The 25,205-nt window shown below is 50.0% G+C and carries 22 protein-coding genes; 14 read left to right on the forward strand and 8 right to left on the reverse strand.

Translation table 11 applies throughout. The annotated features are described in order from the left end of the window. Nucleotides 1-9: 9 nt before the first annotated feature. Both KJS94_RS02240 and KJS94_RS02245 read right to left on the reverse strand, forming a co-directional pair. Nucleotides 10-1,167: a TIGR03364 family FAD-dependent oxidoreductase gene (locus tag KJS94_RS02240; protein WP_214447127.1), complete on the reverse strand. Its 1,158-nt coding sequence runs from the start codon at nucleotides 1,165-1,167 to the stop codon at nucleotides 10-12. Then, entirely contained in the window at nucleotides 1,148-2,443 is a 1,296-nt protein-coding gene (locus KJS94_RS02245; protein ID WP_214447128.1) for a DUF5690 family protein, read from the reverse strand. Before KJS94_RS02245 ends, KJS94_RS02240 begins: the two co-directional genes overlap by 20 nt. Before the next feature lie 241 nt (nucleotides 2,444-2,684). Here KJS94_RS02245 and KJS94_RS02250 point away from each other — a divergent pair, with 241 nt between their 5' ends. Beyond that, complete coding sequence (locus tag KJS94_RS02250) at nucleotides 2,685-5,228, forward strand: family 20 glycosylhydrolase (protein ID WP_214447129.1); 2,544 nt, start codon at nucleotides 2,685-2,687, stop codon at nucleotides 5,226-5,228. 39 nt (nucleotides 5,229-5,267) lie between these two features. On the opposite strand, the gene KJS94_RS02255 is transcribed toward KJS94_RS02250, so the two are convergent. The 5 genes from KJS94_RS02255 to KJS94_RS02275 form a co-directional block, all read right to left on the reverse strand. Further along, on the reverse strand, nucleotides 5,268-6,557 hold the full coding sequence (locus tag KJS94_RS02255; RefSeq protein WP_214447130.1) for a hypothetical protein: 1,290 nt from the start codon (nucleotides 6,555-6,557) through the stop codon (nucleotides 5,268-5,270). A 123-nt stretch (nucleotides 6,558-6,680) separates the two neighbouring features. Then, entirely contained in the window at nucleotides 6,681-7,736 is a 1,056-nt protein-coding gene (locus KJS94_RS02260; RefSeq protein WP_214447131.1) for a phosphotransferase enzyme family protein, read from the reverse strand. Nucleotides 7,737-7,839: 103 nt separating this feature from the next. Then, the gene (locus tag KJS94_RS02265) at nucleotides 7,840-9,501 is read right to left on the reverse strand and encodes a tetratricopeptide repeat protein (protein WP_214447132.1); all 1,662 of its coding nucleotides are present in this window, start codon (nucleotides 9,499-9,501) and stop codon (nucleotides 7,840-7,842) included. A gap of 214 nt (nucleotides 9,502-9,715) precedes the next feature. Further along, nucleotides 9,716-10,231 (reverse strand): hypothetical protein, encoded by a 516-nt coding sequence (locus KJS94_RS02270; RefSeq protein ID WP_214447133.1) that lies wholly within the window; start codon nucleotides 10,229-10,231, stop codon nucleotides 9,716-9,718. A gap of 54 nt (nucleotides 10,232-10,285) precedes the next feature. After that, nucleotides 10,286-10,870 (reverse strand): RNA polymerase sigma factor, encoded by a 585-nt coding sequence (locus KJS94_RS02275; RefSeq protein ID WP_214447134.1) that lies wholly within the window; start codon nucleotides 10,868-10,870, stop codon nucleotides 10,286-10,288. Between the two features lie 333 nt (nucleotides 10,871-11,203). On the opposite strand from KJS94_RS02275, the gene KJS94_RS02280 reads away from it, so the two are divergent. Further along, entirely contained in the window at nucleotides 11,204-11,566 is a 363-nt protein-coding gene (locus KJS94_RS02280) for a DUF6249 domain-containing protein (RefSeq protein ID WP_214447135.1), read from the forward strand. 74 nt (nucleotides 11,567-11,640) lie between these two features. Here KJS94_RS02280 and KJS94_RS02285 read toward each other — a convergent pair whose 3' ends face one another. Next, nucleotides 11,641-13,233 (reverse strand): S41 family peptidase, encoded by a 1,593-nt coding sequence (locus KJS94_RS02285; RefSeq protein ID WP_214447136.1) that lies wholly within the window; start codon nucleotides 13,231-13,233, stop codon nucleotides 11,641-11,643. 113 nt (nucleotides 13,234-13,346) lie between these two features. Here KJS94_RS02285 and KJS94_RS02290 point away from each other — a divergent pair, with 113 nt between their 5' ends. From KJS94_RS02290 to KJS94_RS02345, 12 genes are all read left to right on the forward strand, one after another. Beyond that, the gene (locus KJS94_RS02290; RefSeq protein ID WP_214447137.1) at nucleotides 13,347-14,189 is read left to right on the forward strand and encodes an N-acetylglucosamine kinase; all 843 of its coding nucleotides are present in this window, start codon (nucleotides 13,347-13,349) and stop codon (nucleotides 14,187-14,189) included. Nucleotides 14,190-14,218: 29 nt separating this feature from the next. After that, entirely contained in the window at nucleotides 14,219-15,037 is an 819-nt protein-coding gene (murQ, locus tag KJS94_RS02295; RefSeq protein WP_214447138.1) for an N-acetylmuramic acid 6-phosphate etherase, read from the forward strand. Between the two features lie 66 nt (nucleotides 15,038-15,103). Then, nucleotides 15,104-16,333, forward strand: coding sequence for a T9SS type A sorting domain-containing protein (locus KJS94_RS02300; protein ID WP_214447139.1), 1,230 nt, complete (start codon nucleotides 15,104-15,106; stop codon nucleotides 16,331-16,333). 105 nt (nucleotides 16,334-16,438) lie between these two features. Continuing rightward, nucleotides 16,439-17,029 (forward strand): hypothetical protein, encoded by a 591-nt coding sequence (locus KJS94_RS02305; protein ID WP_239804257.1) that lies wholly within the window; start codon nucleotides 16,439-16,441, stop codon nucleotides 17,027-17,029. Nucleotides 17,030-17,251: 222 nt separating this feature from the next. After that, complete coding sequence (locus tag KJS94_RS02310) at nucleotides 17,252-18,082, forward strand: prephenate dehydratase (RefSeq protein ID WP_214447140.1); 831 nt, start codon at nucleotides 17,252-17,254, stop codon at nucleotides 18,080-18,082. After that, complete coding sequence (locus KJS94_RS02315) at nucleotides 18,079-19,257, forward strand: pyridoxal phosphate-dependent aminotransferase (protein ID WP_239804258.1); 1,179 nt, start codon at nucleotides 18,079-18,081, stop codon at nucleotides 19,255-19,257. The genes KJS94_RS02310 and KJS94_RS02315 overlap by 4 nt, the downstream gene beginning before the upstream one ends. Nucleotides 19,258-19,271: 14 nt before the next feature. Then, nucleotides 19,272-20,120 (forward strand): prephenate dehydrogenase, encoded by an 849-nt coding sequence (locus tag KJS94_RS02320; RefSeq protein ID WP_214447141.1) that lies wholly within the window; start codon nucleotides 19,272-19,274, stop codon nucleotides 20,118-20,120. 38 nt (nucleotides 20,121-20,158) lie between these two features. Beyond that, nucleotides 20,159-21,226 carry a chorismate mutase gene (locus tag KJS94_RS02325; protein ID WP_214447142.1) on the forward strand — a complete coding sequence of 356 codons (1,068 nt, stop codon included), beginning with the start codon at nucleotides 20,159-20,161 and terminating at the stop codon, nucleotides 21,224-21,226. 105 nt (nucleotides 21,227-21,331) lie between these two features. Then, a complete protein-coding gene (gene aroB, locus KJS94_RS02330) occupies nucleotides 21,332-22,363 on the forward strand; it encodes a 3-dehydroquinate synthase (RefSeq protein WP_214447143.1) in 1,032 nt (343 codons plus the stop codon). A gap of 6 nt (nucleotides 22,364-22,369) precedes the next feature. Continuing rightward, nucleotides 22,370-23,647: a 3-phosphoshikimate 1-carboxyvinyltransferase gene (aroA, locus tag KJS94_RS02335; RefSeq protein ID WP_214447144.1), complete on the forward strand. Its 1,278-nt coding sequence runs from the start codon at nucleotides 22,370-22,372 to the stop codon at nucleotides 23,645-23,647. A 207-nt stretch (nucleotides 23,648-23,854) separates the two neighbouring features. After that, the gene (locus KJS94_RS02340) at nucleotides 23,855-24,850 is read left to right on the forward strand and encodes a chorismate synthase (protein ID WP_214447145.1); all 996 of its coding nucleotides are present in this window, start codon (nucleotides 23,855-23,857) and stop codon (nucleotides 24,848-24,850) included. A gap of 25 nt (nucleotides 24,851-24,875) precedes the next feature. Continuing rightward, nucleotides 24,876-25,172 (forward strand): DUF952 domain-containing protein, encoded by a 297-nt coding sequence (locus KJS94_RS02345; protein ID WP_214447146.1) that lies wholly within the window; start codon nucleotides 24,876-24,878, stop codon nucleotides 25,170-25,172. Nucleotides 25,173-25,205: the final 33 nt, after the last annotated feature.

A 25,205-nucleotide genomic window follows, 5' to 3' on the forward strand; every position in this document is an offset into this window, starting at 1 on the left:
ATCCATGGTTTAATCAAAAAGTTGGTGAATATGTTCCTCTGCTAATGCGGCACTTGCAGTCATACCTTTTCCGCCTATGGCGGTAACGATATGGACGTTGGGTTCAACGGTTTCCAGAAAAACATCGTGATGTTTTCTTTGTGCATAGTACCCGTTCCATTGCCTGGTCACCCTCCATTCAGGGAAGGCAAACATTCTTTGGGCTTCTGAAAGCATGATATCGGTGATCTCCTGGTTACAATGGAAGCCCAGTTCATCTGAATTCCTTGCATCTGCATACTCGTGTGAATCACCAATGATGATGCTGCCGTCAATGGCCTGCTTGAACAATAAGTGGATGCCCCATTTCCTGAAGGATGATGGAATATTGGCAGCATCCAGTTTTTTGTAGGATGGGCATTCTGTAAAGCTTTCATAGCGCCTGATGCTTAAGCCACTGAGGATGGAACCGGGTAGGTCAAGTCCATCCATCGGGGCAATGGAGAGCATCTGTAATTTGGACACTTCGATATCACTGGAATAGAATGTTTCCGGGTAAAGATGCCTGAAGTCGCGCCCATTGCAGATCACCGCCTTTTTGCTTTTGTAGGTATTGCCATGGTTATCCCTGACCTTGATATGGTCGCTGCCCTGTTCAATCGACTGCACAAGGGTAAGGGGCTTATAAGTAATACTGTATTGTTCCTTCAGGCAAGCAATGAGTTGGTGGATCATCAGGTGTGGCTCAATGGTGATCTCTCCAGGGAAGAAGAGGCCGCCCATGCAATAAGATGCCCTTAGTCCCGGGAACCTTGCCAGGCATTCTTCCTTGCTGAGGATCGTGGAGTGGTAATGTTGCTGTTGATTGATGGCGGTGAGTTCTTCAATCAGGGTCAGCTCTGTATTGTCGGATGCCAGGTAAACTGTTCCATTTTCGCGTATACTGATATCAAATGATCTTTGGATCTCCCGGTAGATCTCCATGCTCCTGCGTCCATATTCCTGCCACTTGCCTTGCGGCATACCCGATGGCACAACCTGGCCAAAATTGCGAACGGTTGCTTCGTTGGGTTGGTGGTCCTTCTCCAGTAGGAGCACATTCAAGCCTTTCCTGGCTGCATGGTAGGCATGGAAACTTCCTAATACACCGGCGCCAATAACCATAAGGTCATAATGTTGATTCAACATGTTGTGGGTTTGTGGGTTGATGTTTTTTGTATAGTTGGTAAATGAATATTGCTCCGGTGGTAAGTGTGGCCATGCCAACCAATGGCATCCAAAGGCTGAGTTGGACAAAGTAATGGTACCAGTCTGCCTTGGCTGACCCGGTTTCATTCATGATGATGATGATACAACTGCCAAGGTAGGCCATGGCATCCATGATATAGAACAGGTAGCCGGTGTTTCCCCTGATCCGAAAGCAGGAGAGCAGCCTGTCGATGAGCAGGCATTGAAGCGTGTTGTAGGCCGAATATAGGCAGATGGTGTAGGTCACCATACAGCCCAGGGCTTGTCCCGGATGGGTGATCATCAGGCCTGTACTGATCCAAAGTCCTGAAATGCCGGCAAGGATCACAATAGCCTGTCTTTTCAGGCTGGTGTAATGATTGCGTATATTGGTCAGCGTTAGTAGTCCCAGGAATACCACTATGGCTGCCAGGGTCTCCATCCTGGCAAAAATGGAAGGCGGATAATCGGGATGGATGCTCCTGATGATCTCTACTGCATAATTGTCTTTAAGGTCCCTTAGGATGGTGAAAATGATATTGAGCACTACCAGGCTGAACACCATGGGAAAGAATGCCTTGACCAGGTTTGAACGCTGCCGGGCATCCATGGGAAGCCGATCGCCCCTGTCCAGGCGCTCTGCTGCATTAGGGGGTGGGATCTTTGCCAGCAACCAGGTGGAGGCTAGTAGAAGTGGGATAAAAAGGCAGCCGAGGTAAAAGGGCATCCTGGCTTCCTCCACTCCCCAATCAGTGATGACCATTCTGCCAAGGCTTTTCACCATGCCTGAACTGAAAATGAAATTGGTGCTGAGGATCAGGGCCAGGAGGTCGGTATATTTTCGGCCTTCTATATAACTGAAGACCAATCCCCAGATCAGGCCAAGGGAAAGGCCATTGAGAAATAACCATACTGGTCCTAAGACCATTGGAGTGAAGGCCAGGCCGGCCAGGCAAACTAGTGCCGTGCCGATCAATCCCAACAGGTAATAGGGCCTACGCTTCATGTTGAGGGTGGCCATGAACCTGATCCCGATGAATTTGGACAGCATATAGCCAAAGACCTGGGCGATAATGAGGGATGATTTGAAGGAAATCCCCCAATTGTCAAGCCCGTCAAAAGTGGCGGCGCTGATGGATTTCCGGTAAACGTACATACAGAAATAGGTAGCAAAACTTGCCGTGGCCGCAAGGCCTACCATTGTCCATTTTGGGGAGGCAGCATCATTTGTAAGCATGCCGTGCAAACTAGACGCCCATTGTAAAGCCAGGATTATGGATCTATTATGAAATTGAGAAACATGGATTGGATATAGGTGATGACATTTTACAGCCGCCTCTTATGAAATGAAGAAGAAGGGTAGAGGGCTCCTTTTGGTAGGATAGGCCTCTCTTTTTTAATTTTTTTAAAATCCTTGCCCCAAAGCGAAGTATTGAATGGTGGAATGCCTAATTTTATTGACTACGAAAACATCAACGATGAACAGGAAAAGATTGCTTCCCCTTCTGGGCTTCTTGCTAACGGCAACGGTCATGGCCCAGCGACCCAAAAGTCCTGCATTCCCCCAGTTGGAGGCGGAATGGGCATTTGTAGAGAACAACTTCCAGGGCAAGGCCGATTGCAGGGCCGATCTCGTTTTGACCAATAAGTCGAAGTCCACCCTCGGTGCTGCCGGATGGGAGATCTATTTTACCAGTCCGCGTGCCTTGAGGGTTATTGGCGATGATGCACCTGTTGCCATATCGCATGTGAATGGCGATGTGTTCAAGATCACCCCAAACAGCAGGTTCAAGGGTTTGGCACAGGGAGCTTCCCTGACCATTCCCCATACGGCCGATGGGAAGGTATTGAACAATTCTTCCGGCCCCGATGGCTTTTTTATCCTCTCCACAACAGACCGCACCAAAAAGCAGTCCATCAAATTGAGCTTTAAACCATTTGGTCCAGAAGCAATTGGTGGGGTGACCAATGAAGTGGTCTACCAGCGTAATATGGGCATCACCGAGTTACCCGATAACCAACTGGTGCCTGTATTCCCCAGCCCAAGGAGTTATTCTGCAGGACAAGGCGTATTTGCTGCCGATGCTTCAACCGTCATTCATACTGACCCTGCTTTTGCCAATGAGGCCGACCAGCTGGCTGAGGCAATTGGTAAGTTTACTGGCAGGAAACTACAGGTAATTAGTGGGATTGGCCAGGCTGCCAATGCCATCCGGTTGACCAAACAACCGATGCCTGCTGAAGCTTACCAGCTGTCGATCAGCCCCAATGGTATCCTGGTGAAAGCCGGTGATGCAGCAGGCGCCTTTTATGCGGTACAAACGCTGAGAAGCCTGGTCCCTTCACCGGCTGCGGCAAAGATCGCGGCCCAGTTTTCCTTTCCTGCCATGGAGGTGAGCGACCAGCCCAGGTTTGGCTACAGGAGTTTTATGCTGGATGTTTCCCGTAATTTCCAGACACCCACCAAGCTCCTGAAGGTGATCGACCTCATGGCTTTCCTGAAATTGAATGTGTTGCACCTGCACTTCATTGATGACGAAGCCTGGCGCCTGGAGATCCCCGGCCTGCCTGAGCTGACAAATATTGGCTCACAGCGTGGTATCCTCAAGGATAGTAACGCTTCTTTATTGCCTTCCTACGCTTCTGGTCCGGATGCCGGAAAACTACCCGGCAGCGGTTACTATACGCGTGCTGAATTCATCAATATCCTCAAGTATGCCCGTGACCGTCATGTGCAGATCATACCGGAATTTGAGTCTCCCGGTCATAGCCGTGCTGCCATCAAGTCCATGGAAGAAAGGTACAAGCGATTGATCGCCGAGGATGAGATGGAAGCCGCTGAAGAGTTTCTCCTGAATGACCTGGATGATAAGTCAGTGTACAGTTCCGCCCAGGCATGGAATGACAATGTCATGTGTCCTGCCCTGCCTTCCACTTACCGGTTTATCGGTAAGGTGGTGGACGAGATCGTTAAGATGTATAAGGAGGCCGGGGCACCGCTTACAACCATCCATATGGGTGGCGATGAAGTGCCAGCCGGTGTTTGGGAAGGCTCTCCCATTTGCCAGAAGATGGTGGGGAAACTCCCGGGTGTAAAGGAGATCGATGACTATTGGTATTATTTCTACGGAAAAGTGGACAGCATCCTTAAGGGTCATGGTTTGTTCACTTCCGGTTGGGAAGAAATGGCCATGCGCAAGACCAAACTTGACGGCAACAAATTCTTCATCCCCAATCCCGGCTTTGCCAATAATGGCATGCAGGTGCATGTATGGAACAATATGGTGGGTTGGGGTGCAGAGGACCTTCCTTACAAATTGGCTAACGCCGGCTATAAAGTGGTATTGTCGCCGGTTAGCAACAACTATCTCGATATGGCCTACATGAAGCATCCTGATGAGCCAGGGTATTATTGGGGAGGATTCGTGGATATTGACAAGCCCTTCCGCTTCAATCCCTTTGATTACTATAAGACCACCAGGGAAGATGCGGCGGGCAGCCCATTTGATCCGGTTAACCTGAAGGGTAAGGAAAGGCTGACGGAATATGGCCAATCCAATATCGTGGGTGTGCAAGGCTTGCTCTGGGCAGAGAACCTGCGTACGCCGGATCGCCTGGAATACCTCATGCTGCCCAAATTGATCGGTATCGCTGAAAGGGCATGGGCGCCAACCCCGGCATGGGCACTGGAGGCCGATAAGGTGAAAATGGAAGAGCAGTACAGCAGCAGTTGGAACCAGTTCGTGAATGTGGTGGGCAAGAAAGTGCTGCCAGCCCTGGATCACCTGAACGGCGGCTATGGTTACCGCATCCCTACAGCCGGACTGAAGGTTGAAGGCGGTGCTATCCATGCCAATGTGCAATTCCCGGGAATGCCAATCCGGTATACAAAGGATGGTTCAGAACCTTCTGCTAACAGTCCCGCCTATACGAAGCCGATCACTGAAAAAGGTAATTATCGCTTCAGGGTCTTTAATGCGCTAGGAAGGGGAGGAAGAACGGTGGCTGCTGAACTGCAATAATTAAACAGAACTGCCTGGCAAAACTGCCGGGCAGTTTTTTTATTTGTCGAACTCCACGATATAGGTGGAGAAATATTTTCCCAGGTCCGAGTATTTGAAGAATAGCCTGGCCTTTTTGCCCAGCTTCAGGCTGGTGCGTCTGGCCTTGATGTCCTCCTCTGTATTCATGGGTTGCAGGGAAGGATACCATAACACATGGCCCGGCTTCTTGAGCAATAGCTGTGGCTTCGTCCATGCCTGGGAGTTAGTACCCGATCCAAGGTCCTTGTTCTGATTGAAGGAAATATATAGTTCATCACCGACCCATGATTGGCCTTCAACCCTTCCCATCATCATGACCCAGCATTCCAGGTGTTCATTCCAGCTAACGGATGGACCCCAATGAAAACCACCAGTTGGGGAAGATGCCGGTCCGCCGCCTTCTGCAATGGGTATCTGCAGCGAGCTAATGGGTTGGCCTACCCCATCCCAGGGCGCATTGAAGCCCTTGCCGTCCCAGCGTTTGGCCTTTCCTTGCGGATCATCGAGGTCGGATAAGGCGATCCTTGCTACACTGATGCATTGGCCGCCCCATTCCTTTGCCGGGTCATAGGTGGCCGGTTCATACTTCCCTGGATAACCATATTCGCCATAAAAAAGATAAAGGTGGTCGCCAACGGCCACTGCTGATGGGTCTCCAACGCCTCCTGCAAAGGTCTTGGAAGTATTGTGTGGTTTCAGGATCATACGTGCCTGCTTGTCTTCCAGGAAAAGCCCGCGGTTCTCCCAGTTCCATCCGCCATCAACTGACTTCATGATCCCTATACGGCAAACGGCAGCAGGGGTAATGCGTTCCGTGAGGCCAAGGGGCCAGTCCTTGTCAATATAACCCTCACCTGTAACCGAATCATGGGGCAATGTTTGCGGGTAGTTCTCATTATGGTAAATGGCATACAGGGTCTTGCCGCTGCTATCCCCTTTGTCCTGGTAAACGGTTTCAAACCAGATGGCGCCATGCAAGCCCTTTTGGCCAACCGGGGCATTGAGAGGGAGATGAGGTGCTATATAGGCGCTTGCGGGATTGCTGAATGCCTCATCCGCATTGGCGCCACTGGAGAATTTGAGGTCATGGGCTTCCCCCCATACCGGGTCCTCACCATATTTGCCGGGAAATATCCGGAACGTATCGCCGACCCAGGTCTCTGCCATATTGCAGTCCACGAAATTGTTGAAATGGAAACTGTCTGTTTCAACCAGCCTGAAGCTGGGTTGTTTTTCGTTCTTGCAGGCCAGCAATGCTCCCAGGAGGCATAGGGAACTGCCTGCTTTTAATGCTTGTAGTCGGTTCATGGTGAAGGCTCAATGGGAAATAAATTACGATATAATTCCCTTTCTTCCATTGACTCCCCAATAATGGTTCCCTAATGGCCCGGATCCATTCTCCCTAAAAGAAGGGAGTGGTCAAATTCTGGATCACTGTATGTCTTCCAGGATCTGCTTCAGTTGGGGCTCCCTGGCACATAGTTTATCCAGCAGGTCCAACTGGTTCAATGCCCGGTTGTAATTGTGGCCGGGATACCTGGTGCCGTAATAACTGTCGTTATTGAAATGATCGGTTAGGAATCGCAATGCCTGCATATAGATCATGAACTTCCCGGCATAGAGGATCGCTTCCCTTTCCTGCGCTGTCAATAGTTCACCCATTTCTTCCAGGTAGCCCTTAACGATGGCCCTGAATATTTCATCCCTCACTTCATTCTTGCTGAGGTCGGTCTCTTCTTCGGTTGCGGGTGACAGGTAGGTGCGCATCATGTCGCCTACATCACTGATGAAATATCCCGGCATCACCGTGTCCAGGTCTATCACACAAAGTCCCTTGTTGTCCTTGTCCAGCAATACATTGCTGATCTTAGTATCATGATGGATGACCCTGGTCCGGAATGCAGGGTCATGCAGGATCTTTTCATATTGGTCTACCAGGTTGGAATAGGCCATTATTTGGTCGATAGCTTGCCGGGCTGCTGTAACCCTTTCCTGGTTGCCATTTGTGATGGATTCCCTGAACTGACGGAATCGCAGTGCAAGGTTGTGGAAGTCAGGGATGGTTTCGTGCAACTGGCTGGCATCAAACCCTGCCAACAATGCAGTAAACCGGCCGAATTGCCGGGCGGCATGGTAGGCCTCACTGGCATCGCCCACCACATCTGTGGTGTGGGACCCTTTTACAAAATGGAATAGCCTGAAATAGCCATCGGTTGCCGAGAAAGCCAGTTCCTGCTTGTTCCTGGTGCGGATAGGGGTTACAAAAAGGTAACCGGGACTATGCTGTTCGAGATAGTCGGCGATCTTGCGGATATTCTCAGCGATCTCGAATGGCTTTTTGAAGACCAGGTGATTGATGCGTTGAAGGATATATTCTTCCCTTCCATGGTTGATCTTCCATGTTGTATTGATCAGTCCAGAGCCATAGGGTATTAATTCCAGACTTTCGGTCTCCAGGTTAAATTCCGGTAGTATCGATTGTACCATTGCCGCGTTGCTGTTTTCGGTATTCGGCAACTAACTTAGTACATTGCCCCCGGCTATCAATATGCAACCGTTTGTTCAAGTTTTCGGTAATAAAAATAGCTGCTTACCGGCCTGATTGCTGTTTTACCCTGTTCAGTCCTGCAAGTGAATACCTGTTACCCGGGTTGATCGCAAGGTCATCCCTGAATGTCTTTTCTGCTACTTTCCATTGCTGTTGCCGGATATAGGCATCTGCCAGGAAATGCCTTGCCGGTAACAGCCAATCCTTGGGTTCGGTATAGATCATGGCATCTTCCCGGGTTACGGCCTCCTTGTAAGATGCTATTGCTCCCGCAAGGTTGCCCCTACTTTCCTCAATACAGCCCTTGAGCAATGCCTGGGCCACACTGGCGCCGGAGAGGGGCGCATTCATGGGACCAATGGGAATGGCCAGGTCGGGGACCTTCATCATCCTTTCCAAATGTTCAAGTGATGCCGCTGCTGAAGACAGTTCGCCTTTTTTGGCATAGGAAATACCCTTGGCAAAATGCTGGAGCAGGTTGGCGTAATGATAAGCAGTATCCACATCCGGCTGGCGGATGATCTCATCCCATTGCTGGAAGGCGATCATGATGATCTCCGGTGACATGTACATGTATTGGATATAATAGGCGAAACCTGGGAAGAGCAGCCAGTCGGCTGAAAAACTATTCCTGGTCTGGAAGGCGATCTCCCTTGCCTTCGCATAATCATCCTGGTTGATGGCACAGGCTGATTGCATATGTCGATTATGGATATCATAGAGATCTGCCTTGGTCTCTACCAATGGATAGAGTTTCTTGTATTGTTCATAGGCTTCCAGCGCCATGGTATTGACCGTAATGCCCTTGCTGTAATTGCCGGTCCTGATATAGATATGGGATGGCATGTGTACCATATGCGATAGCCCTGGGGCAAGGCCCACCAGCCGGTCCGCGGTTTGGGTGGCCCTGCCCGGGTTGGGTGAGGCTTCCACCGCATGGATATAGTAATGGCTGGCTCCCGGATGGTTGGGGTGGGCCTTCAGTATTTTTTCCAGCAAGCTAACCAGTTGGGGTGTCCATGCCCTGGGACTGCCATCATGGTTCCAGTAATCCCATGGATGCAGGAGCATCTGGGCATCGGCATAAAGACTGGCGATATCAGGGTCCTTTTCAAACCTTGTATATACGGCTTTCATGGCCCCTGTATAGCCTTCGTTCAGATTGGCCTGGTTGGCTGCACTGTCTTTGCTATACCGTACCAACATGGCTTCGATCAATGCCTTTTCCTTGGCAGATGCATTGCCAGATAAACTGGCCGCTTTTTGGGCCGCGGTGTAGGCCTCTATACTTGCGGTATAGCCAACGTCATTGATGTTCGGGCCCAATGCCAGGGCCTCACCCCAATAGGCCATGGCGCATTGGGGGTCGAAAGACTGGGCTTTCCTGAAGGAGGGCACCGATTCAACAATATGGAAGCCATAATACAGGTTGATACCCTGGTTAAAATAGAATTGGGCACTATCGTTACTGGTGCTTACCTGCCATTTCCAGGTGCCTGTCCCGGGCAATGGGATCATTTCCTCGGCCAGTTGGCCAATGTCCAATTGTTTCCAATCAGGCGTGCAGCCCGGGGCCCGAAGTTTCTTTAGGCGGATGCTTTCAAGTGTTTGGGGTGATCCTTCCGGCCGGTGATTGGCCGGGGAGAAAAAAAAGGCGGTCAATGAGAGCATGATCACCAACGGCAGGAAAAGGAAAGGTTTCATGTTGGCGGGTTTCCTTAAAGGTAGCGATTATTCCCCTCTCCCGTAGAAGCAACAGGTGGTCGTAACCAAATAAAAAAACAGTGAAACTTCTTGCTTGAACCCACTGGGCGCCTTTTTTCGAATTGGCCTGGAGGTCCTTAGAAAGGTTCACTGTTGTCTGCAGGGATCCCAACGGTCATTCAGGGATCCCGGTATAGTTTAGGAGCCTACTATATTACCCATCCTTCCACTGCTTTTTTTGCTGGGAAAGGTATTGGTCGAGCAGCATCAATCCTGCCACTATATTCACGATCATGAAGGCATTCAGGTAATTGTTGTTGAAGACCTTTGACGTATCCACCTTGCTGAGGTCGAAAGGTAATGAACCGCCACTGCTGCTGGCAGCAGACCAGTCGATCTGGCCGATGGCATAGATCAGTGCGCCTACAATGATGGTGAGCATAAAGCCTGCAATGCCGTAAATGATCTTCTTGTTGATATAGCTCTTCGCTGCCGGTGCGATATGGTATTTGGAGATCTCTTCCATTACATTCCGGGTGAAACGCATGGAGGGCTCTTCCAGCTCTACAGAAGAGGAAAGGCTGTTGTTCAGCAGGAGCAGCTCTTCGTATTTCCTGCGCCATTCGATATTGGTAGCGATCAGCTGCTCAATAGTGCTGCGCTCCTCGCTGGTGGCCAGGCCATCAATGTATTCCCATAATTGCGCTTCCATCAGTTCTGTGGTATGCATAGCATGAGCTTGATTGTTTATGAATAGGGTTCCCGGGGGATACCCATGTTAACCTTATGATACAATGTCCTTCACCTCCGCGGCAAAATGCTTCTCCATTTTTTCCTTCAATCGCTGCCGGGCCCGGTGCAGCCTTACCTTCACGGCATTGGTCTCCACACCCATGATCTTGGCGATCTCGTCCAGGCTCTGTTCCCCTTTGTAAAAAAGGGTGATCACCTGCGCATCTTCGGGTGAAAGGAGGCTGATGGCCTGGTTCACCATATTTACCCTCGATTTTTGTTCCACCTGGTTGGCCCTCATGCCACTGTCAATATTATCGGCTACAGTGAACACCCGCTCATCGTCCAGTGAATGCACTTCCAGCTTTTTCTTCCGGAGGAAGGTAATACAGGAAGTAGTGGTAATGGTGTACAGCCAGGTGCTGAACTTGCTGTCGCCACGGAAATCGCCCAGGCTCCGGTATGCCTTCACAAAGATATCCTGTGCCACCTCTTCGGCATCCTCCCTGCTGGAAAGATACCTCAACGCAATGGTGAACACATAGTTCTGGTACTTGTTCACCAGTTGCACATAGAGTTGGTGCTCGCCCTTGAGGACGCGCTGGATGATCTCTATTTCGGTTAGCCCGGTTTGCATTGCTGGGAATATGACTCGTTTAAGGTGGCTCAGGTTACAGGCTGCCGGTGAAAAAATAAAGGAAAAGGTTTTTTGGGCCGGAAGCCTGCTTCCTGATGGTTAACGATACAAAATAACTATAATATATAGCGTCTTCCTATCCCATTTTGGGGTGAAAAGGCCGGCTGGAATTATTTTGGGGGAACCTGTAACCACATATTCATGTGCGTAGTCATAGATAGCAGACCGGGCATTCCGGAAAAGTTCTTGAAAATTACCTGTAACCTTATCCAAACTCCGGTAGTCAGATAGAACAGTATAACCTAATACATTGAAAATATAAAAACAAGCAGTATGCAAGGACCAGAATTATTAGTGCCGATTTTAGTTCCCCTGGGAGGTTTTGCCATGGTATTCGGATTGGTTTACCTGAAAAGCAGGGAAAATATGGCCATGATCGAAAGGGGTATGAATCCCAAGGAGTTCGCCAACAGACCGGCTCCTTACCGTAACCTGAAGAATGGACTGCTCTTTTTGGGCGCCGGTATTGGATTGGCTTTGGCCTACTTTATCACCCAGTATGTTCTCCACGATGATGAGAACCCAGCCCTTTGGTTTGCCCTGATCGGAATTGGCGGCGGACTTGGCCTGATCGGCTCATATCGTATAGAGAAGAAGGAACTGCTGGATAAGCAGGATGACCGTAACAATTCCTAAACCCCGATTGCCTTATCCAAAAAAGGGCAACACATCCAACGGTGTGTTGCCCTTAATGCTTTTTACGGGATTGATCAACCGGCAACGGTCAATGCTTTCTTCAGGGTCTCATCCCAGGTATTCATCACCTGGAAATAGCCTGAACTCCTCCAGCGGTAGCGTGCCAGCAATCCCTTCATACGCTGCAGCAGGAACTGCCTGTCCTTTGCTGGTATTCCCTTCAAGGATCCTTTATCTGCTGCGGCAAAGACAAGGAAGTCTTTCCAGTCGTTTTCTGTCCACTCAAATCCCTTCGCGAAATCAACCGGGCTTTTGAACTGGTTCATCCGCTGGATATTCCTGACATAATAGAGGTAGGTGAAATTGCTGATGGCATTGGTACGGTAAAGACTGGCCAGCTGGTCAGAAATGGTGCTGGTGTCGAAGGCGACAAAATAATCAGGCATAATACCCCCGCCGCCATATACCGTCCTGCCTTTGCTGGTCTTATAGGCCTTTCCATTGGAAACCTTATTGCTGTCCTGGTTCACCAGTTCCCCATGGTTATAGCGGTCAATGATGTCCTGTTCATAAGCATCCACGCCTTTGTCATAAGGCTTCTGGATACTCCTGCCTGAAGGCGTATAATAGCGGGCCACGGTCAGCCTGAGGGCGGATCCATCACTGAGGTTGTATTGTTCCTGTACCAAGCCCTTGCCAAAGCTCCTGCGGCCAACGATCTCCGCCCTGTCCCAGTCTTGCAGGGCGCCGGCCAGTACTTCACTGGCTGATGCGGTGTTTTCATCTGTCAGCACCACCACTTTCCCGGTCTCAAACAGTCCCTTGCGTTTGCATCGGTAATCCTGCCGGGGCATATGGGAACCTTCTGTATAAACGATCAGCTTGTCACCATCAAGGAATTCATCGGCAATATCCACCGCCTCGGTCAGGATGCCCCCGCCATTATCGCGCAGGTCCAGCATCATTGACTTCATCCCTTTGCCCAACAGGTCCTCTAGGGCGGCCATGAATTCCTCATAGGTGGTCTCGGAGAATTTCCCCAGCCTGATGTAACCGATTCCCGGCTGGATCATATAGGCGGCATCCAGTGAAGGGAGGGGGATGGTGCCACGGGTTATGGTTACCTTCTTCTCCTGGCCATTGCGCAGGATGGTTGTGGTCACTTCCGAACCGGCCGGCCCGCGTAACATTTTCTTGATCTTTTCGGAGGTAATGCCCTTTGTTACAGAGCTGTCACCAACCCTGATGAACTTATCGCCTACCTGCAAACCGGCCTGGTCACTGGGGCCGCCAATTAATACACTCAACACATTTACGGTATCATCAAAGATCTGGAACTCAATTCCTATGCCCTGGAAATTGCCCTGGAGGTCTTCGTTCACTTCCTTCAGGTGCACTGCAGGGATATAATTCGAATGCGGGTCGAGCTTGGCGAGCATGTCCTGTATGGCATCATTACCAAGTGTATCGGTGCTGATCCTGTCAACATATTTCAACATCACCAGGTCAAGCACTTCCTGTATCGGTGAACGACGGGTAGAGAAATGGAAAAGGCTCTTGGCTGTTTGCGTGTTATCGCGGAGCTTATAGCCTAAAATCATCCCTATGACCATGATCACCGCAAAAAGCAGCGGGAGCCAGACCTGTAGCTTGTTTCTTCCTTTCATAGCTTCAATTCAAATGCAAGGTAAATAAATGTGCCGATGCCATTCTCTTTTCATGAAAATAACGCAGGTATGGCAACATAGTTTTATTTTCGTTTCATTATTAACTGTTAATCATGGCCATACTAATAGCCGATAGTGGTGCTACCAAATGTGAGTGGTGTGTGGTGGATAAGAGGAAAGCAAAGAAGACCATTTTTACCATGGGCATCAGTCCCTATTTTCTCAATAGTGCCCAGGTGGAAGATATCGTGAGGAGGGAGGTTTTTCCTGCTGTTAACCGGTATAAGATCGAAGCTATCTATTACTATGGGACGGGCTGCAAGAATCCCGCCAACCGCACCATGATCAGGAAAGCGATCCAGAGGGTATTTCCTGGTATTGAGGTAACGGTTGATAATGACCTGATGGGGGCGGCACGGGCGGTATGCCTGGATGGTAAAGGCATCGCCTGTATCCTGGGTACGGGCAGCAACTCCTGCTACTATAACGGCAAGAAGATCGTTAAGAATAGTCCCGGACTGGGATACGTGCTGGGTGATGAGGGCAGCGGTGCCTACCTTGGCAAGAAAGTGCTGCAATACTATCTGTACGAAACCTTTGATGAAGAGCTCAAATACCGCTTTGAAGAGCAGTACAAACTGACCAGTGTTGATATCCTCGACAAGGTTTATAAACAACCCCTTCCCAATAAGTTCCTTGCCGGGTTCACCCTGTTCCTGGCGGAGAACAGGGGGCATTACATGATCGAGAATATCATTGAGGATGGCCTGAATGATTTCTTCTTCCAACATGTCATCCGGTACAATGAGAGCTGGAAATACCCCATCCATTTCGTAGGTGGGGTAGCTTCCGGTTTCCGCGATGTGGTACGCGATCTCTGTTCTTCCTATGAACTGGAGATGGGGACCATCCTGCAGAATCCCATGGAAGGACTGATCAAATACCACAAATCCTGACCAATACTAGATTAACTGAACTGATAATTATGCCTGAGTTTGAAAAAGTAACCGAACAACCAAGCCATTACCGTCACCTTGAACAGATGCCCATCAAGGACATCCTGGAAAATATCAATAAAGAGGACCAATCGGTTCCCCTGGCCGTTCAAAAGGCCATTCCGCAGATCGAGAAGCTGGTTGAAGTGATCGCCGATAAGATGATGGCAGGCGGACGCCTGTTCTATATGGGCGCAGGAACCAGTGGCCGTTTGGGTATCCTGGATGCCAGCGAGATCCCGCCAACCTATGGCATGCCCTATGGACTGGTGATCGGCCTGATCGCGGGTGGGGAAGAAGCCATCCAGAAAGCTGTAGAGAATGCGGAGGATAGCATGGAGCAGGGATGGAAGGACCTCGAAATGCATTTTGTCAGCGACAAGGATGTAGTGGTAGGAATAGCCGCCAGTGGGACCACTCCCTATGTTATCGGTGCCTTACAACGCTGCCGCGAAAAGGGGATCGTTACCGGTTCAATTTCCTGCAACCCCCATTCACCGGTTAGCCAGAATGCGGACTTCCCCATTGAAGTGGTGGTGGGCCCCGAATTTGTGACTGGTAGCACCCGGATGAAAAGTGGAACGGCCCAGAAACTGGTACTCAACATGATCTCAACCACCGTGATGATCCAGATCGGCAGGGTAGAGGACAACAAGATGGTCAATATGCAGCTGAGCAATGAAAAGCTGGTTGACCGGGGCACTAAAATGGTGATGGAAAGACTCAAATTGACCGATTATGAACAGGCCCGTAACCTGCTGCTGAAATACGGCAGTGTGAAGAAGGCCGTGGATTCGGTTGCCCAATAAGCCTATTGCAGGGGCAGGGGAAAAAGCGTACCTTATAGGACTGTAAGAACTATTAAACCTTTTAATATGAAATACAGGACCTGGGTGCTGGCCGTTTTTGCCCTGCCCTTATCCCTCCGGGCTCAGCAATCAGCTGAAGCCTATGCGTTTACCGGAAGTTCCAGGGGAGAAACCAACTGGATGAATATCCGGTTGATCGATCTTGCTACAGGTAAGGTCACCGGTTCGGTTTACCATTCTGAAAAGGATAAGAAACTCATCTTTGATGCAACCAGTCAACGGCCTTTTACCGGGTTGCCTGCCAAAACGCAACCGGTTAATGGCGTACAAAAGGAGGAAGGACTGGTTGCAGCCTGCGCCTTTGATAGGGTCAATAAGCGCCTCTATTATACCCCCATGCAAGTGAACCAACTCCGGTACGTTGACCTTTCCGGCAATATTCCCCGCTTTTTCCATATCACTTCACAGGAGCTCAATCCGGGTTCCGATCTGGGCAATGTGGCCAACCAGGTGACCAGGATGGTGATGGATGGGAAAGGAAATGGGTATGCCCTGACCAATGATGCCATGCACCTGATCAGGTTTCGTGTTGGGGAAGGCACAGAGATCCGTGACCTTGGCATGGTGGACGACCACCCGGAGAACGCGGAAGTTTCCATCCACAATCCCTGCCTGAGTTTTGGCGGCGATATGGTGGCCGACAAGAATGGTAACCTCTACCTCGTGACCGCCAATCATGCAATATTCTTCATCAATGTTCAAGCCATGCAGGCCAAATACCTGGGGATGATCTCCGGCCTGCCAACTGGTTTTACGACCAATGGGGTGGTGGCAGATGATGAGGGTAATATGGTGGTAGGGAGCGCGAACACCACGAAGGGTTATTATAAAGTAAACCTGAATACCCTGGTGGCGGAACGCACGGGCGCTGGTACTGATGTATTCAATGCATCCGACCTTGCGAATGGTAACCTGTTGTTTGAAAAGAAAGCTATGGAGAAGCGCAAACCTTTTGTCTATGAACTGGTACGGAATGATAAAATAGCGATCTATCCCAACCCCATTACAGATGCAAGTTTCCGCCTGAGCTTTGACGAACAGCCTTCCGGTAATTATGAAGTGCAGGTATTTGACTGGAATGGCCGGCTGGTACTGCAGCAGCCTTTAAGGGTGCTTGGAAAGTTCCAGGTGGAAAAGCTTACCCTTCAGAAAGAGCCAGCCAAGGGCGTTTACCTGGTAAAAGTCACCGGTAAGGAATCGAAGACCGTTATGGCCACCAAGCTGATGGTGCAATAAGGAATTTATCCGAAATACAAAATTTGGAATCACCACCCCAATGGCTGTAAATTGCTTTTACAGCCTTTTTGATGTAATGCATGGGCTGAATGAAAAGGCGCAACAATGCCGAAGAAGGGAGGAGGAATCAGTATGCATGAAATTGAACCATTTTACAATTGGCGCCACATTTATGTGAGTGAGGAAGATGAACGCAGTCCTTTCTACGGAAGGGTATATTCGGAATTTGAATTTTCACAAACCATTTACAATTACTATATCCATCCTCAATGGGATGAGTTTGGTTCGCGCACCCTTTACATGAAGGTGATCATGGCTGATTATGAGGAAGGGTATGCCGTGATAGAATTATTGGGCGAATGGAATGATGCCATCGAAAATGATATCATGAACCTCAAGCGCGAAGTGGTGGACAAGTTCCAGCAGCAGGGAATCTACAAGTTCATCATCATCACGGAGAATGTACTGAACTTCCATTCAGGGGATCGTGATTACTATGAGGAATGGTATGAAGAAATGACGGATGAGAATGGATGGGTGACCTTGCTGAACATGCCCGAACAGACCCAATATGATTTCAAGAGGGCCAAACTCAATCGTTATCTTGAACTCATGGACCTGGGCAATTGGCGCACTTACAAGCCCTATCATTTGTTTAAGAAAATTGATGACGAACTCATGAAACGCTTGTCCTGAGCGGAAAAACGAACACTAGTTAGGAAAAAATCTTTTGTTCGGTAATTTTCATTTCCTATTTTTGGAAAGATGACACAAACAAAGGCATATCGTTGGTTTTATTTTTACTTCTACTTTTTTACAGGCAGGAGGCCGGCGATGCTTTGGTTGAGATCAACTAATTAAGATCAAATAACAATCAACATAAAGAGTCCCGGCCGAGAGGTGCGGGACTTTTGTTTTATGGCAGCAAAAGTATCTATACAAGGTTATGAAGGCAGTTTCCACCAGGTGGCTGCAAGGCAGTTCTTCGGGAGTGATGTGGAAGTGATCCCCTGTGCTACTTTCCGGGAAGTGGTGAAGATCGCCGCTGACAAGCAATTGAGCACCGGAGGGGTGATGGCCATTGAGAATTCCATTGCCGGCAGTATCCTGCCCAACTATAATCTCCTCCAGAAGAGTGGTTTGCAGGTGGTAGGGGAGGTTTACCTCCAGATCGAACAGAACCTTCTGGTGAACCCCGGTGTGCGACTGGAAGATATCCGCGAAGTGCATTCCCATCCCATGGCGATCCTGCAGTGTATCGATTACCTGGAGCAATACAATTGGAAACTGGTGGAAACAGAGGATACGGCCTTAAGCGCCAGGCATATCCACCAGCACCGCCATAAACATGCGGCAGCCATAGCCAGCAAACTGGCTGCTGACCTTTTCCAACTGGAAGTGATCGCGCCCAATATCCATACCATGAAGAACAATTATACGCGCTTCCTGGTACTGCAGCCTGCAGGAAGGGTAACTGATGCTGGTGATGCCAACAAGGCTTCGGTCAATTTCCATACCGACCACTCCCGTGGCAGCCTTGCCAAAGTATTGACGAGGATTGCGGAAGGGGGCATTAATCTCAGTAAGCTGCAAAGCTTCCCTATTCCCGGCAGTGATTTCCAATACAGTTTCCATGCAGATATGGAGTTCGATTCACGCGAACAATTCGATACGGTGATCGAGGCGATCCGTCCGTTGACGGCAGCCTTGCAGGTTTATGGTATTTATAAAAATGGTAAAGCATCATGATCAAGACGGCAAATAGACTGGAAGGAATTGGTGAATATTATTTCTCCATGAAGTTGAGGGAGATCGATACCCTCAATAAGGAAGGCAAGGCCATTATCAACCTGGGCATTGGCAGTCCCGACCTGCCACCCCATCCTGATGTGATCAGGGTATTGCAGGAAGAGTCCGCCAAACCGAATGTGCATGCCTACCAGAGCTACAAGGGTTCGCCGGTGTTGCGCAAGGCCATGAGCGATTGGTATGCCACCTGGTATGGCGTAAGCCTCGATGCCGATACGGAAGTATTACCCTTGATCGGTTCCAAGGAAGGCATCATGCATATCTGCATGACCTACCTCGATGAAGGTGACCAGGTGCTGATCCCCAATCCCGGTTATCCCACCTATAGCAGTGCCGTGAAATTGGCCGGTGGTGTACCGGTGCCATATGAAATGAAGGAATCCCTCAATTGGGAGCCGGACCTGGAAGCATTGTCAAATACAGACCTTTCAAAGGTGAAGCTGATGTGGGTGAACTACCCGCATATGCCAACCGGCCAGGTGCCTTCCCAGTCCTTCTTTGAAGCATTGGTGGCCTTTGGCAGGAAGCACGCCATCCTGATATGCCATGATAACCCGTATAGCTTCATCCTGAATGAGAAGCCTGCAAGCCTGCTGGCCATCCCGGGTGCGAAGGAAGTGGTGTTGGAACTCAACTCACTCAGCAAGAGCCAGAACATGGCCGGTTGGCGGGTGGGCATGCTGGCGGGAGCAAAGGATCGCATCGATGAAGTGCTGCGGTTCAAGAGCAATATGGACAGCGGGATGTTCCTTCCCCTGCAACTGGCGGCTGCAAAGGCGCTGAGCCTGGGAAAGGATTGGTACAACAGCGTTAATGCCATCTATGCCCGCAGGAGGGAATTGGTTTTCCGTTTGCTGGACATGCTGGATTGCCATTACGACCGTAACCAGGTTGGCATGTTTGTTTGGGCAAAGATCCCGTCAACTTACGCAGATGGTTATGCGCTAAGTGATGCGGTGTTGTATAATGCTAATGTATTCATCACGCCCGGTGGCATATTTGGTGATGCGGGCAAAGGATTTATCAGGGTGAGTTTGTGCAGCCCTGAAGAAAAATTGCAGCAGGCCATGGATCGGATCGCCAAGGCCATTCGCCAACCTGCTGAACAAAACTGAATGGTGACACAACAATGGAAAGAAAGAAAATAGCAATAGTGGGAGTAGGCCTTATTGGCGGTTCGCTGGCCCTGCAGCTGAATGAAAAGGGACTGGCAGCTGGTATCATAGGCGTAGACAATAACCCCTTCCATGCTGAGAAGGCAAGGGAACTGGGATTGGTGGACGAGATGATGGACCTTGATGCGGCTATTGATAACTGTGAGGTGATCATCCTGGCCATTCCGGTTGATAAGATGGTGGAGCTGTTGCCTGGTGTTTTGGACCGGGTGGATCAGCAGATCGTATTCGATGCGGGTTCTACCAAGTCGCAGCTGATAAAGGCCATCAAGGGCCATCCCAAACGTGGACGTTTTGTAGCTACCCATCCCATGTGGGGTACGGAGTATAGCGGCCCACAAGCCGCCGTTAAACAAGCATTTGAGAACAAGGCCGTGGTGATCTGCGATACCCAGGACAGCGATAAGGATGCGGTGGATTGGGTGAAGCATGCTTATAGCAAGATCGGCATGCACCTCCTGGAAATGGATGCCATTGCGCATGACCTGCACGCGGCCTATGTGAGCCATATTTCACATATCACTTCCTTCGCTTTGGCTAATACAGTATTGGAGAAGGAGAAGGAAGATGATGCCATTTTCGAACTGGCGAGTGGTGGTTTTGAAAGCACGGTGCGCCTGGCAAAGAGTAACCCTGCCATGTGGGTGCCCATATTCAGGCAGAACCGGGAGAATGTACTGGATGTGCTGAACGAACACATCAGCCAGTTGAGGAAATTCAAGTCATGCCTGGAGAAAGAGAACTACGAGTACCTGGGTGAACTGATCGAGAACGCTAACAAGATCAAAAGGATTTTAAAATAAATAGCAACCATCATATGCAAGCAACCGAAACAAAAAACATGAAGCAGATCACGCAGGAAGCGTGGTCCAAGCGCCCCCTGATCATATCAGGACCCTGTAGCGCAGAAACAGAAGAGCAGGTACTGGCAACAGCACAAAGGCTGGCCAATACCGGTAAAGTGGATGTATTGAGGGCCGGTATCTGGAAGCCCCGTACGCGTCCCGGAAGTTTTGAAGGCATTGGCACCAAGGGATTGCCCTGGTTGCAGCAGGCCAGGAAGATCACCGGTCTTCCCGTAGCCGTTGAAGTAGCTACCGCCAAGCAGGTGGAAGATGCCCTCCATTTCGATGTGGACATCCTCTGGATCGGTGCCCGTACCACTGTTAACCCTTTCTCGGTGCAGGAAGTGGCCGATGCCCTACGTGGTGCAGATGTGCCTGTATTGATCAAGAACCCCATTAACCCCGACCTGGAACTCTGGATCGGAGCCGTTGAGCGTGTGGCCAAGGCTGGCATCCAGCAGATCGGTTTGATCCACCGTGGTTTCTCTTCTTACGGCAATACCGAATACCGCAATGCCCCCATGTGGCACCTCGCTATCGAAATGAAGCGTCGTAACCCCGATATGCTGATGGTGAACGATCCTTCGCATATCTGTGGCCGCAGGGATATCCTCATGGATGTTGCACAGAAAGCCATTGACCTCGACTTCGATGGCCTGATGATCGAAAGCCATATCGATCCCGATAATGCCTGGAGCGATGCCAAGCAGCAGGTGACACCGGAGAAACTGGCAGAAATGCTGGGCAGCATCAGGTGGAGAAGGGAAGATGTGGATTCAGAAGCATACCACGCGGCATTGGAAAAACTGCGCCAGCAGATCAACCACCTCGATGATGAACTGATGCAGATCCTGGGCCAGCGGATGAAGATCGCAGAGCAGATCGGTAAATACAAGAAGGAGAACAATATCACTATCCTGCAGACCAACAGGTGGAACGAGATCCTGGACCGGGCATTCAAGAAAGGTGAAAAACTTGGACTGAGCAATGAGTTCATCACCCGTTACTTCGATGCCGTTCACATGGAAAGTATCAACCACCAGAACAAGATCATGAACTCCTGATGAGGTCTTTTGCTGTTCAAGGCTTCCAGACGCTTAGTGCCACTTCGCGTCTTAGCGCCTTCGTGGCAAAAAACAAATAAGGATAGGAATAACTCAGTCAAATCAATGGAAAAGAAAAAGATCAGGATAGGCCAGTCAACAGTGGAATATTATTTCGGTGCCAGTCTTTCCAGATTGAAGGACGTAGCGGATAAGGCCCACAGTGTTATCCTCACCGATGAACACATCTACCAGCATTACGGCAATAAGCTGAAGGGCTGGAAGACCATTGTGTTGAAACCAGGAGAGGAATACAAAGTGCAGCAGACAGCCGATGCCGTGATCGATGAACTGATAGCGTTAGAGGCCGACCGCAAAACCACGCTGATAGGCATGGGCGGCGGTGTGATCACCGACCTCGCCGGTTATATCGGGTCTGTATACATGCGCGGTATCCGCACCGGGTTCATCCCAACCAGCCTTCTGGCCATGGTGGATGCATCCATCGGTGGAAAGAATGGTATTGATGTCGGCGTGTACAAGAACATGGTGGGCATCATCCGCCAACCGGCTTTTTTATTCTTTGATACTTCCTTATTGGCAACCCTGCCTGATATGGAATGGCGCAACGGCTTTGCTGAGATCATCAAGCATGGTTGTATAAAAGACGCCGCAATGTTTCGGGAGCTTGCAGCAAGGGACCTCGGGTATTATCAGAAGAATAAGAAGGCTGTGGCAGAATTGGTGAAGCGCAATGCGCTGCTGAAGACCAAAGTTGTGCAGCAAGACGAGACCGAGCAGGGCGATCGCAAGCTGCTGAATTTCGGCCATACACTTGCACATGCCCTGGAGAACCAGTATGAACTCACCCATGGCCAGGCTGTTGCCATCGGTATAACCTATGCCGCGCACATCTCAGCCTCCCTGCTTGGATTTAGGCAGGCAGAAAAGGTGGTAGAGTTGATCGATCGCTATGGGTTGCCTACCTATGCTCAGTTCGACAAGGAGAAAGTACTTTCCGTATTGAAGCATGATAAGAAACGTGAGCGCGACCATCTGCACTACATCCTGTTGCAGCGGATCGGCAAGGGAGTTATCCATACCCTTCCCCTGAAGGAAATTGAACAAATTTTTGAACGAATCAATCAAGGTCTTTAAACCAATATGATAGCTACTATTCAACCTTCCTCACTGAAGGGCGATATTTATGCACCTGCCTCCAAAAGCTCTATGCAGCGGGCATGTGCAGCCGCCCTTGTTGCGGGAGGTACCACCGTCATCCGTAACCCCGGTCATAGCAATGATGACAAGGCTGCCCTTGGGGTGATACAGGCCCTGGGTGCAGAAGTTCGTGCAGTTGAAGATACCCTGGAAGTAAAAAGTGCGGGTGTACATGCCCGTGATTCGCAGGTGCATTGCGGGGAGAGTGGCCTTGGTATCCGGATGTTCACCCCTATCGTTGCGTTGAACAATACTCCGATCACCGTTACCGGTGAAGGCAGCCTGGTATCCAGGCCCATGGATTTTTTTGATACCGTACTCCCGCAATTACAAGTGGAGACCAGTACCAACCAGGGAAGATTACCACTGGGTATCAAGGGGCCATTGCAACCCGCTGATATCACCATCGACGGGTCACTCAGTTCCCAGTTCCTTACAGGCATGCTCATGGCCTATGCGGCAGCGGGTGCAAAGAATGTGTCCATCCATGTTACCAACCTGAAGAGCAAGCCTTATGTGGACCTTACGCTGGCAGTAATGAAGGCTTTTGGCCTGAAAGTGCCGGAGAACAGGAACTATGAATCCTTCTATTTTGATGATCAGCCTGTCCGGTTGAATACCAATGTTCAACGGACCTATACCGTTGAAGGCGATTGGAGTGGCGCAGCCTTCTTATTGGTGGCAGGTGCCATTGCCGGTAACATTACCATCAAGGGGTTGGATGTTTTCTCCACCCAGGCGGATAAGGCAGTATTGCAGGCCCTGATGAGTTGTGGTGCAGGCATGAGCATAACGCCGGAACATATCGAAATGCGTAAGCTTCCGCTCAAGGCCTTTCATTTCAATGCTACGGATTGCCCTGACCTCTTTCCGCCATTGGTTGCCCTGGCCGCCTGCTGCGAAGGAACCACGGTCATTGAAGGGGTTAATCGTTTGGCACACAAGGAAAGCAACCGGGCCCTGACCCTCCAGGAAGAGTTTGGCAAAATGGGTATTGAGATCACTTTACAGGATGACCTGATGATCATCAAGGGTGGTACCGGCCTGAAAGCCGCCACCGTTCATTCCCATCACGACCACCGGATTGCAATGGCCTGCGCAGTCGCGGGTTTGTGTGCAGATGGCCCAACCCATATTGAATGCGCGGAAGCGATCAATAAATCCTATCCTGATTTCTACCGACATATAGGCTTGTTGGGCGCATCTGTCCTGATCAACTGATAAGGGGAAGGGCAATTATCATTCGGCAAACAATATTGCGCAGGATGCCGTAAATAGGATATTTAATGGAATAAGCAGTAATGCCTATCTTGTTCCGGTCAGCCTGCTGGTTGGGGAAGGATAAGATAGCAGGAAGGAGTAGGCACAATTGCATTTACTTTGGCAGCATATGGGATCCGATGGGGTCCCTGTAAACAGATATCTTGTATGAATTCATTTGGCAAATTATTTCGGGTAAGCATTGTAGGGGAATCGCATGGCCCTGGTGTGGGGGTGATCCTGGATGGGGTGCCGGCTGGACTTCCCCTGGCGCTGGAAGATTTCCTGGTGGATATAGAACGCCGTAAGGGAGGAGTGCAAAAAGGCACGACACCCAGGAAGGAAGATGACCTACCGATATTCCAGACCGGATTGTTCAATGGGCATGCTACAGGTGCGCCCATGACCATCCTGTTTGAGAACAAGAATACCCGCTCCGGCGATTATGAAAAGCAAAGGGCCGTTCCCCGTCCGGGACATGCCGATATGGTTGCCCACCAGAAATTTGGGGGTTTTGAGGATTTCAGGGGCGGAGGGCATTTCAGCGGCAGGCTGACTGTTGGCTTGGTTGCTGCAGGGGTGATCGCCAAAAAGTTGCTGGGGGCCATTAAGGTGGAAGCCAGGATCCTGGAAATTGGCGGGGAGCCGGATATTGAAGCCGGCTTGCAAAAAGCCATTGATGCGAAGGACTCCATTGGAGGAATCGTAGAATGCAGGGTGAATGGGTTGTCTGCAGGTTTGGGTGAACCTTTCTTTGATTCCGTGGAATCGCTGATCAGCCATGCGGTATTTGCCATTCCTGCCGTGAGGGGAATTGAGTTCGGTACCGGTTTTGCTGCAGCGAGGATGTTTGGGGTAGAGCATAATGACCCAATTGAGGACATGCAGGGACATACCCGGAGCAATCATGCCGGTGGAGTGGTAGGAGGTATCACCAATGGTAACGAACTGGTGTTCCGGATCGCCATTAAACCGACCTCCTCAACGCCCAGGGACCAGCTGACCCTGAACTGGGAGACCGGCGAACAGGAAACCTTTTCTGTCAAGGGAAGACATGACCTCTGTATTGCCCTTCGAGTGCCTGTGGTGTTGGAGGCTGTTACGGCCATGGTGCTGGCCGACCTGATGATGCAGGTGAATGCCATTCCAAGGGTATGGAAATAATTACTAACGAAAACGATTAAAAGAAATGATCTATCATATAACATTTAGGGAGGACTGGGAAAAAGCAAAGGCCAATGGCGAATATGTAACGGAATCCCTCCACAAAGAAGGTTTTATCCATTGTTCTGAGTCCGCGCAGGTTGCCGGTGTATTGGATCGCTACTATGCCGGAAAGAAGGGTTTGGTCAAGCTGACCATTGATCCTGCAAAGCTTTCGAGCCGCCTCATTCATGAATGGTCACCATCAACGCTGGATACTTTCCCCCATATTTATGGCCCCATCAACCTGGATGCGGTAGTTGAAGTAGAACAATTGAATTGAGGTCTGCAATAGATTCCCTTTTATTCTTTTGCT

The organism is Flavihumibacter rivuli, assembly GCF_018595685.2.
Lineage (GTDB): Bacteria > Bacteroidota > Bacteroidia > Chitinophagales > Chitinophagaceae > Flavihumibacter > Flavihumibacter rivuli.